Source organism: Dactylosporangium darangshiense (assembly GCF_039537565.1).
In the GTDB taxonomy this organism is placed as follows: Bacteria; Actinomycetota; Actinomycetes; order Mycobacteriales; family Micromonosporaceae; genus Dactylosporangium; species Dactylosporangium darangshiense.
Window position 1 is genome coordinate 1 of the sequence record NZ_BAABAT010000108.1, and the last position, 9639, is coordinate 9639.

Below are 9639 nucleotides of genomic sequence, written 5' to 3' on the forward strand. Positions count from 1 at the left end.
CTCTCCGCCCTATGCAAACGACGGATCTCTGCCCAGTCCTCCACGGTCAACACCCTCCAAGATCATCAGAACGGAGGGGTCAATATTCAAAAATCCGCTGGGGGTCAGTCTTCAGGAAGCCGCGACACCACCGATCCAAAAGCGACTCCACATATGCCCTGATCGCCGGCGTGGGCGGTGTCTGGTCGTCTCGTCCGATGTACTGGCCATACAAGGCGGTGAAGGTCTCGGCCGCGTTCGACTCGTCTGGGCGGTCGCCTTTCCAGACGGCGAGGTCGTACGTCATGGGCAGTGAGTATGCACTGGCCGGGACGAGCCTGACCAGCGGTCAAGCTCGGCAAGTAAGGCTACCGACTGCGCGCCGGACCAAGCCGCCTCGTGCCACGAGCGCACACCGCGGCCATGAGCGGATGACCGCCGAGCGATAATGATCGAATGGTCTTGATCGCTCCACCCAGCCGAGCGGATGTGGATGAGCATTGGCAGGCAGTTGCGCGAGGTGAAATCGCGCGTGAGACGGTATCCGCTTGGGCAGAACCGCTCATGTTTGCCGAGTACGGGACCGAGCCTGACCTGCTGGTGATGCAGGCATTGCAGTACCTCCATGGCCTCGACATGACCTACCGCTCGGACGACGGCCGTCTCGTTGGCCACGGACCACCGGGGGCTTATGTGCGAAACCAGGACGACATCTGGTCGGAACTCCACGAGTGGCGTCGTCGATGCCGGGACTATGACGCCGACCCTGCCGGCTGGGTTGCCGCACAACGTCGGGACGCCATGGCGGAGATTCAGCGTGAACGGAAGGGCACCTGACACACGCGCTCATCGGCAGATGAGTGAATCGATCAAGCACTCCCACCGGTCAGGCCGTAACCCGCCGAAGTTGCCTCGTCTTCGACAGGTCCAGACGCCGGCGAGACCCACCAGCCAGATGGCGTAAGCATCGGATACAACTCGGACCTCCGACACCAACCCCTAAACGCGACCTGACCATCGTCACTGCCGAGGAGCACCCGCAGCTTGCGGCTCATGCCGACGCCGCACCGCCGCGACCGTCACCTCCGGTCATCGAACAAGGAAGGCACGGTCTCCCTGCCGACCCTCGGTTCACCGGGTTCGAGCCCGTCCGACATCTTCGATGCGAACGGGCTCGAACCGCTGGCTACCGACCTCCCGGCGGCCACCGGCCAGCGACCGCCGATGACCACACTTTCGCATCGGCGCTGGTCACGGCCCGTTTCCATGTTCTTGGGGACCGACTGAACATGGAACCATGGCGCATACCTGCCGGCTAGCCGATCGGCATATCAGCCGCTACAGCCAAGCGGCCCGAGGGTGCGCAGCTTTGAGACGTATCCACCCGGAAATTCGAACCAGCGCCCGCCGATCCTATGACCGCCGGGTTCCGACTGGCCTGACTGTCACAATCGGGCCGTGAGCTGCTGGAATACGGTTCGGATTCTGCAACGTGTGGTCCACCCATACAATACGGACATTTGACTGCCATGAAGTCACAGCTCGATGAGCTGGGACTTCGGCAAGTCGGTGGCGACGATAGATGCCTATGTGGGAGCAATGTCCGATTGGCCCGGCGCGAACCCAGCGCGGGTGCTGTTGCATTCGCCGATCAGGGGCCGCGCCGAGCCTGTGCGGCCAACTTCAGATCGCAGCGGCAAAGTTCGCTGATCGCTGCGGCGATACGCAACCCGCGCGGAGCAATTGTCAATACCTGTGGATGAAGTCTTTCAGCGTGATGGTTGGTTCTCCTGGTAGGTCCACATCTCGGGGATGGGACCGTCGATGAGCTGATCAGCCAGATAAGGCGCAGGGCTGTGGGGCGACGGCACGGGCGCGAAGCCGGGGACCACAGCCATTGCCTGCGTGATCTCCTGAGCCGGGTACGGCGTTGCCCGGCTCACGCCGAACACGTTCCAGTAGAAGTCGTTCAGGATGGCCGCGACCGGTGCGTAGCGGCTGATCAGCTCCGCGACCGGCGCGGAGGCGCCGGCAGGTCGGGTTCCCGCAGCGCAGCGGCGGATATGGTCGTAGCGCTCGACAGGGGCAGGTATCCCAACGACGTTGGCGACTGTCCAGTTGAGCAGTTCCCGCACGGCGTAGTTGGCGTCGTGGCTCGCGTGGCGGGCGAGGAAGTCCCGCTCGTCGGTGGACAGGTCGAACCGGGGCGAGGTGGCCAGGCCGAGATCGGCGAGGTAGAGACGGTGGCCGTCGCTCAGGATGTTGCGGAAATGGGCGTCGAGGTGCAACAGGCCGTTGGCGTTCATGAAGGCGATGTCGGCCTGTAAGCGTCGCTGCACCATGGCGCAGGCGGCGGTGACGGCGTCCGGGCCGGCGGCGATTTGACTGGTCAGCCAGGCGTGCAGGTTCTGCGGGATGTATTCCAGGAACAGCACCACGCTCGCTGATGCCTGGGCGAGGGCGTGCAGCCGCTGCCGCACCGCCGTCGATCCGTCCCAGTACGCGACCACACGTTCGCTGTCCGCGATCTCGTCGGCCAGCGGCGGCGCCCCGGGCAGCACTCGCCAGTGATACATGAGCGGAAACGCCTCGCTCAGGTGGACGTCGCATCTCAAGCGGTGGGCTCGAAGCGGCGAACGCTACACATCAAGAGGTGCCAGTACCTGTGGCAATGGCCCGACAGGCCTCGCGGTCCTCGGGCAAGCCGACCGCTGCGAAGTACGGCATGGCGGACTCCGCCCGTTCGCCCCAGATGTCGTCGTTGTCGACCAGCCGGCGCAGGAACTCGCGCTGGTTGCCGGTGAGCGGGCGCTGTGGCCATCCGGGCGGGAACGCGACCCGCAGCAGAGGCCCCCACCCGGCCTCAGTCGACTCCGCCTCCGGGGTGGCCACGACGAAGGCGCCCGGCACGAGGTCGTCGAAGCTGGCCGCACGCTGCGCGGCGGCCCCGGCCACTTCGATGTGCAGCCGCTTCCGTCCCGGCGCAGATGAGCCCGGTGGTCGCCAGCGGTCGTTGGCCGGGGTGTACCGCAACGCCTCCTCCAGCGCCGCGACCGAGCGGGCGTCGCCGGCCGTCGCCGGTGACAGCGCCGCACAGGCACGCACCACCAACGCCGGATGGCTCAGCAGCGACGTCGTGTCCGCCCCCAGCACAGCGAGCCCGTACGCAGCCTCGCCCGCCACACTCACCACACCATCCGTGCGCTGCGCAACGGCCAGTAGCGCCCGGACCGCCGCACCGCGCGCGTCAGGCCCCAACCGCGCGAACTGCGACACCGCAAACACCGCCGCGTGCGCGATCCGCGGATCAGGGTCGTCGAGGAACGGCAGCAGGTCGCCGAGCACCCGTCCGGCCAGCGCCCGCACCCCGAGCCGCAACGGCGCCTCGGCCCCGGCGACACGGTCCGCCAGCGACATGCCCGCATCGGCGTCCGCCGCGACCACCGCCGCCTTCGCCCGTAACTCCTCGTCCACACCGCCCCACGCGGCAGCGTCCGCCGCCGTCGCCAGGAGGTTCAGCAGCCTGGCCCGCAGCGGCAGCTCCGGGTCCCAGATGTCGTGCAACGTCGGCGCTTCCGAGCGCGGATCCGTCAGTACCGCCACGAATACCGGGATCAGCGGCACCGTGGCGTCGCGGAGGCTCGCGTACTCGAACCCCGCCGCCGCCACGTAGTCCGCCGCGTGCCAGCGCCGACTCAAGTCGGCGTGCCACAGATCGCGCACCATCCTCGGCATGTCCGCCAACGGCTCCTCCTCGCCGTCCCATCGCTCGCCGATGATGCTGCTCCAGTCGACGGCGGCGAGCGACGCCTCGATGCGGTCCACCCGGGTCCCTCTCTCCTTCAGCGATGCTCGGTCAAAATTGGCAGTTCGGTTTCGTTGTGCCTTTGGGGCACAGCACGTCGGCGCCCCCCCCCCCCCCCCCCACGGATCGCCGATCCACATGTATATGAAGCTACTGACGGCCGCGTCCCATCCGTCTGTTGTTGCCACCATAGTGAACGCGGCGACGTCGACGAGAAGGAAAAACCTCGCAGCGCCTTCCACCGCAGGCAGGGTCTTCATTGTAAAGACTGTCGTCCTACCGTTTCTGCTGAGCCGTGTTTCGACTTCAGCTCCGGTGACGCTGGCGATGTACTTGTTAGTTCGTAGCGCTTTCAACTGATTCTTGAGTGCTTCCGCCCTCGCGGGTTCAAGGTAGTAGCGCTTCATCTCGTCGGGCATCTCGGTGTTCAGCGATTTCCATAAGCGTTTGAGCTCAGCCTTGGCAATGCGTTCGTCATCCGCGGAAAGCGTTGGCGGGCGGCCTTCCGCCTTCGCGATTTCATTCTCTCGAAGCAGACCTGCGAGGGCGTTTGCCTTATTTGCAGCCTTATCGTAATGCCAAGTGCCCTCCATCTCCCCTGTCTCATTGTTCCGCGACATGGTGGGTTCGCCCGTGCGCATCTCCTCCTCAAGCGCACCCGCTGTCGTGCCGTCGCCCCGTGAGGCGCCATCGCGGTAGAGGTCATCGATGATGTTCCGTAGCCGCTCATCTCCTGCCTTTGGCTTGACAGCCGGTGGTGTCGGTACCGAGTCGTTCATGCCGCCCGGCTGGTAATACTGGTCGTCGGTCCGCAGTCCGGTTGGATCGCTGCTGCTGACAGGTGTGTTATTGGCGTACGCATAGCCGTTGAGTTGTTGCGGATCCGCTACGTCGGTGACCGGGTCGTCGGAGATGAACCGGCCGGTGATCGGTTCGTATTCGCGGGCGCCGAGGTGGGTCAGGCCGGTGTTGTCGCGGATGCCGCCGACGAAGCCGTGGGGGTTGGGCCAGGTGGGGTCGGTGCCGAGGGGGTTGCCGAACGGGTCGGTTTTGCGGCGGGTTACGGCGAGGGTGGCGGCGTCGATGGCGAGTTGGCCGGTGCCGTGGGCGTCGCTGGTGATCCAGGTGGTGCCGGTTGGGGTGCGGGTGGCGGGGCCGAGGTAGCGGGTGCAGGTGGTGGTGGTGCCGGCCTTGCGGACCTCAAATCCGGGTAGGTATGCGGTGACGCCGGTCGGGTCTTTGGCGATGAGGCGGTTGCCGTTGGCGTCGTAGATGTAGCTGGTGACGCCTGTAGTGTCGGTGACGGTGGTGAGGTGCCCTTCGCTGTCCCAGTCGAGGGCTTGGCCGGTCCCGGCGATGGTGCGGGTGAGGGTGTTGCCGGCGTTGTCGTAGGTGTAGCTATCGGTACTCGTGGTGGCGCCGGTGGTGGCGACGTTGCTCAGGGTGTGGTGTTTGGTGGGGTCGGTGTAGTTGTAGGTGCGTGTGGTGTCGCTGCCACCGCCGATGGCGTGGCGGACCTCGGTCTTGCGGTTGCCGTTGTTGTAGGTGCTCGTCCCGGTCTGGTAGCCATAGGTGGTCCAGTAGGCGTCCGGGCCACCAACGTCCGCGATGGTCGGCGGGTCTTGGCAGGTGGCGGCGGTGGTGGTCCACGCCTCGGTCAGTTCACGCAACTGGTCGTAGGTGAAGCACTCGTTGGACACGGTGGCGCCGGCGCTGGTTTCGGTGATGTTCTTGACGTTGCCGGCCCGGTCGTAGCCGTAGTTTTGGGTGAGCCGCTCCACCCACAGGTTCGGCGTCGACTGGTTCTCGGTCTCGACCTTGCTGCTGGTCAGCCGTCCGGTCGTCTCGTCCATGGTCGTCGTCTGCTGGACCCGTTTGGTGCCGCTGCCGTTGATCTGCTGGAACGGCGCCCCCCAGCTGTAGTAGCTGGTGGAGGCGATGTATGTGGCGTCCAGACTGGCCAACGTGAGGGGTCGCCCGGTGTTGTCGTAGGTGGTGAACACCTGTTCCGCCGCCAGCCCACCGGCGGCCGGGTAGGTGACCGATTCGACGGATCCGTCGACCTTGTAGGTGGTGCTGGTGGTGTAGGTGCCGGACGGCAGGCCGGGGGTGTTGAGGCTCGATGGGATGACGGTGGTGACGCCGAGCGGCCGGTAGCCGTTGTCGTAGCCGGTGACGGTGGTGGTGTACGCGTCGGTGCCGGCGCCGCCGGCGACGTAGCGGGTGGAGGAGGCGAGGTGACCTTTGGCGCCGGTGATGGTGTCGTAGGTCCATTTCGCCCGTTGGAAGCCGCTGGTGGTGGTGCCGTCGTAGAGGCCGGTTTTGCGGCCGAGTTCGTCGTACTTCGTGGTTGTGCTGCTGCCCGGACGTGCGTCGGTGACCGTTGTCGGCCGGCCGGCGAGGTCGTAGCTGATGGTGGTCGTGCCCTTGTCCGGGTCGGTGGTGGACTCCACCTGACCGCGCAGGTTGTAGCCGGTCTTCCAGATGTTGCCCGACTGGTCTTGGACCTGCCGGAGGCGGTCGAGCGGGTCGTAGGTGTAGGTGGTGGCCTGGTAGCTACCGGCCGCATCAAGGTACTGGCGTAGTTCGATGGGGTTGCCGTGGCCGTCGACGTAGGTCTTGGTGGGGATGCCGCCGGTGGGCGGTGTAACCGTGGTGAAGTTGCCGTCGTAGTCGGTGGTCGTCTGCCACTGCTGCGTGTTGACGGAGTACAACGCGTCGGCGGTGGGCCGCCCGAGGGTGTCGTAGGTGTAGCGGTGCTGGTTCTTCACTCCCGCGTCGGTGTCGGCAAATCCTTCGGTCAGTCCGGCGGGAGGGCCGGAGGTCCAGAACGTGGTCGTCTTGGCGGTGAGCCCGCGTCCGTCGTACTGGGTGTCGGTGATGATCCGCCCGCCGTTGGCCTGCGGGGCGGGCGTCTGACTCTGCCGTAGCCGCAGATTTCCGTCATAGATGTCGTAGCTTTTGATCGTCGTGTTGTTCGGACCCAATCTGATCGTGGCGATCGAGTTGTGGGTAACCGGTACGAGCGTGTAGTAGAGGTAGCCGTAGTGGAGGTTCGGCGTGTCGGTGGTGAGGCGGCTGTCCAGCCACACGTCGGTGAGCCGGCCCAGCGCGTCATAGTGGGCGTTGGTCTCCTTGTCGTTGGGGTCCTTGACCAGGGTCGGCAAGCCGCGCGACGGGTCGAAGGTGATGGTCGTCGGCTGGTCCAACGGGTTGGTGACCACGGTCTGGGTGACCGGCGCGTCCGCGGCGGGGATGTATCGCGTCGTGGTCCTGTGCGTGTCGTCGTTCATCGGATCGCGGGTCCAGACCACCCGTCCGTACGCGTCGTAGCCGGTGTTGGCAGTGTTTTGCCAGTGCAGGGTCGGGTTCGGCGTGGTGTTGTAGTCCACCGTGTCCAATGCGTCGACCCTGCTGACCAGGCCCTGGCCGACCGGTCCGGTGCCCGTGGTGTTGCTGTCGTAGTAGGTGAACGTGCCGGCCATGTAATGGCCCGGCCCGAACTTGTCGCAGATGGTCTGCACGTTGGTCCGCTGGTAGTTGACGTGGTAGCGGCCGTTGGCCGGGTCGATGCTGCGGTCGGCGTAGGTGATCTCGGTGCAGCGGTCGTCGTTCGGGTCGGCCTCGTCACCGTAGTCGTGGATTAGGGTGGGCAGGGTGTAGCTGTCGGTGTCGGTGGTGGTCTTCGTCCACCGCCACCCCTCCGCCCCGGACGGCGTGGTGATGTGGGTGCGGGTGCGGGTCTGGACCTCGGCGAAGTTGTTCGCGACCAGGTTCCCCATCCCGTAGGCTAGGGCCCGCGTCGCGACCGTGCCGTAGCCGTAGCTGTGCAGCGTCGAGGAATAGGGCAGCCCACCGGGTCGGAACGACGTGGCCTCCCGCAGCTGCCCGCGCAGCACGTTGACGTCCGTGGTGGCGCCTTGGGAGTCGTTGATGGTGGCCGATCGGGTTCCCCCGGTGGCGCTGGCCCGGTCGCCGTCCATACCCCTGTAGTACAACGCCGACGACACAGTCTGCGTCCCACCGACCGGCCCCGTCGTCGTGGTCACGTCGGTGTAGCCGCGCCAGTCCGACCACGACCGCCGCGACAGTGGCGACGTCTCGGACGGGTCATGCCCCCACAACACGTTCGTCGTGGAGTGCGCGAGGCTGTAGCTGTAGCTGGTCAACACCGGCGGCGCCGTCGAATCCGCCAGATCGGTCTGCTCCACCGCGGTGACGACATACTTATGGAACCAGCCGAACCCGGCCGTTCCACCCTGCGGCGCCCAATACTGTGGGAAACAGCGGTAGATGTTGGCGTTCGCGCTACTCGGGATGCTGGTCGGGCTGCAGTCCGGTCCCGCGTAGTACACCGTCAGCAGGCCACCGGTGCCGTTCTCGATCTGGCTGAGCCGATACCGGCGCAGCTGCAGCACACCCGCGGCGAGGTTGTAGTCGACCCGGTTGTCCAGCGCCCCGCCGCCGAACGCCATCGCTGGCGACGACAACGACGTGCTGCCGCTGAACCCGGCGTGCTGCAGCCCTTCCAGCCACAGCGTCGCCTGGTCAGCTGTGAACGGGTTGAGGAAGTCGTGATCGAGCGTCCACTGGTCGACGGTCTAATAGGTGGCCTTCGCCGGGTCCGTCAACACCGCTGTGGTGACCGTCGCCAGCGCCCACTGCATGAAAAACGCGGGGCTGGTCTGGTTCGGGCACGACGTCGGGTTCACCCCGCAGAACTGGTCCCACGGCACATCGATCGAGCAGCTCCCGACGTCGTTGCACCGTTCTGCGATGCCGAACTCAACCTTCATCGGTGCCGGTTTGCCCGGCGCACCCTCCGAACCCTGCCGGGTGCCGTACTCGATCCGGATCGGGTACACGTTGGCGTCGTAGTCCGCGACACCGTGGTTGTTGTTATGGCCGTACTTCCCCGTCGTCTTCTGGTAGAAGATCGTCTCGCTGTTGCCGCGCGGGTCGACGATGTAGTCCAGGTTCCACCGGTAGGTCTGCAGACACGACGACGCGGCATAGCCGCCCTGCGCCGAGGTCTTGTAACACGGCTCACCAGGATTGTTGCCGTACACCGGAACATTCGCCGTACTGTTCGTCGCCACCGCCGTCGCCGAGTACGCACCCCCGTGACCGAAGAAGTACTGCGTCCCGTCCGGCGACATCACCTGCCAGAACTCGCCATCGTTGTCGGCGTTCGCCGCGCCCGTGTACTTCTTGAAACTCCACCCGGTGTGGATCGCCGACTTGTACTCGCCGGTGGCGCTGTCCCGCACCAGCTGACCCGACACACCATCCATCACGATCGAGATCGGCTCGTTGTCGCCGTTCGCCGACGTGAAACACAAATCCCCGGTCGCCGCCCCGTCATCACTGCACGACCGGAACGAACGATCGATATAGCCCAGGCTCAGATCCCAACCGTCCCCGACCCACGACGCCTGCGCGTTCGTCGCCGTCGTCTTCCCATCCACACTGCCCGAGCTGTACTGCAACCGCAGATTCGGCGCCGGACCACCCAACGACGGCGGCACCGCCAACGGCACCGTATACGTGAAATCCCCCGACGAACCGCCCTGCGACCACGATGCCGACGGCGACAACGACGTCTTCGACCAATCCCCCGCCTGCGACCCCGAACCCGACGTCAACGCCAGCACCACATCAGCAGACAGCGACCCGCTATCGGCCAACGCACTGCCCGACCCGCCAGCCGGATCGCCCGGCAGGACCACGGGCCTTGACCCCTGATCTTGGACACGGGGTTTACGCGGCTCGGGTGAGCGTAGTCGATGCTGTGTGGGTGGTGTTCTCGTAGTTGATCGGGGATTGGTGTCCGAGCCGGGAGTGGCGGCGGACGG

General features: G+C 65.9%; 6 protein-coding genes. 2 read left to right on the plus strand and 4 right to left on the minus strand.

Annotated features, from left to right (window positions below; all coding sequences use genetic code 11):
* Positions 1 to 79: 79 nt before the first annotated feature.
* Positions 80 to 286, minus strand: coding sequence for a hypothetical protein (locus tag ABD901_RS57330; protein WP_345144610.1), 207 nt, complete (start codon positions 284 to 286; stop codon positions 80 to 82).
* Between the two features lie 149 nt (positions 287 to 435).
* On the opposite strand from ABD901_RS57330, the gene ABD901_RS57335 reads away from it, so the two are divergent.
* Both ABD901_RS57335 and ABD901_RS57340 read left to right on the plus strand, forming a co-directional pair.
* Positions 436 to 816, plus strand: coding sequence for a hypothetical protein (locus tag ABD901_RS57335; protein ID WP_345144612.1), 381 nt, complete (start codon positions 436 to 438; stop codon positions 814 to 816).
* Between the two features lie 216 nt (positions 817 to 1032).
* Positions 1033 to 1266, plus strand: coding sequence for a hypothetical protein (locus ABD901_RS57340; RefSeq protein WP_345144615.1), 234 nt, complete (start codon positions 1033 to 1035; stop codon positions 1264 to 1266).
* A 482-nt stretch (positions 1267 to 1748) separates the two neighbouring features.
* Here the strand turns inward: ABD901_RS57340 and ABD901_RS57345 are convergent, their stop codons facing one another.
* The 3 genes from ABD901_RS57345 to ABD901_RS57355 form a co-directional block, all read right to left on the minus strand.
* Complete coding sequence (locus tag ABD901_RS57345; RefSeq protein WP_345144617.1) at positions 1749 to 2540, minus strand: protein kinase family protein; 792 nt, start codon at positions 2538 to 2540, stop codon at positions 1749 to 1751.
* Positions 2541 to 2625: 85 nt separating this feature from the next.
* Positions 2626 to 8259, minus strand: a complete 5634-nt coding sequence (locus tag ABD901_RS57350) for an RHS repeat-associated core domain-containing protein (RefSeq protein ID WP_345144619.1) — start codon at positions 8257 to 8259, stop codon at positions 2626 to 2628.
* Between the two features lie 126 nt (positions 8260 to 8385).
* Positions 8386 to 9513, minus strand: coding sequence for a hypothetical protein (locus tag ABD901_RS57355; protein ID WP_345144621.1), 1128 nt, complete (start codon positions 9511 to 9513; stop codon positions 8386 to 8388).
* Positions 9514 to 9639: the final 126 nt, after the last annotated feature.

Excerpts from the sequence above, each read along its gene's own strand:
- ABD901_RS57330 (WP_345144610.1), bottom strand. The coding sequence starts at position 286 with ATGACGTACGACCTCGCCGTCTGGAAAGGCGACCGCCCAGACGAGTCG.
- ABD901_RS57335 (WP_345144612.1), top strand. The coding sequence starts at position 436 with ATGGTCTTGATCGCTCCACCCAGCCGAGCGGATGTGGATGAGCATTGG.
- ABD901_RS57340 (WP_345144615.1), top strand. The coding sequence starts at position 1,033 with ATGCCGACGCCGCACCGCCGCGACCGTCACCTCCGGTCATCGAACAAG.
- ABD901_RS57350 (WP_345144619.1), bottom strand. The coding sequence starts at position 8,259 with ATGGCGTTCGGCGGCGGGGCGCTGGACAACCGGGTCGACTACAACCTC.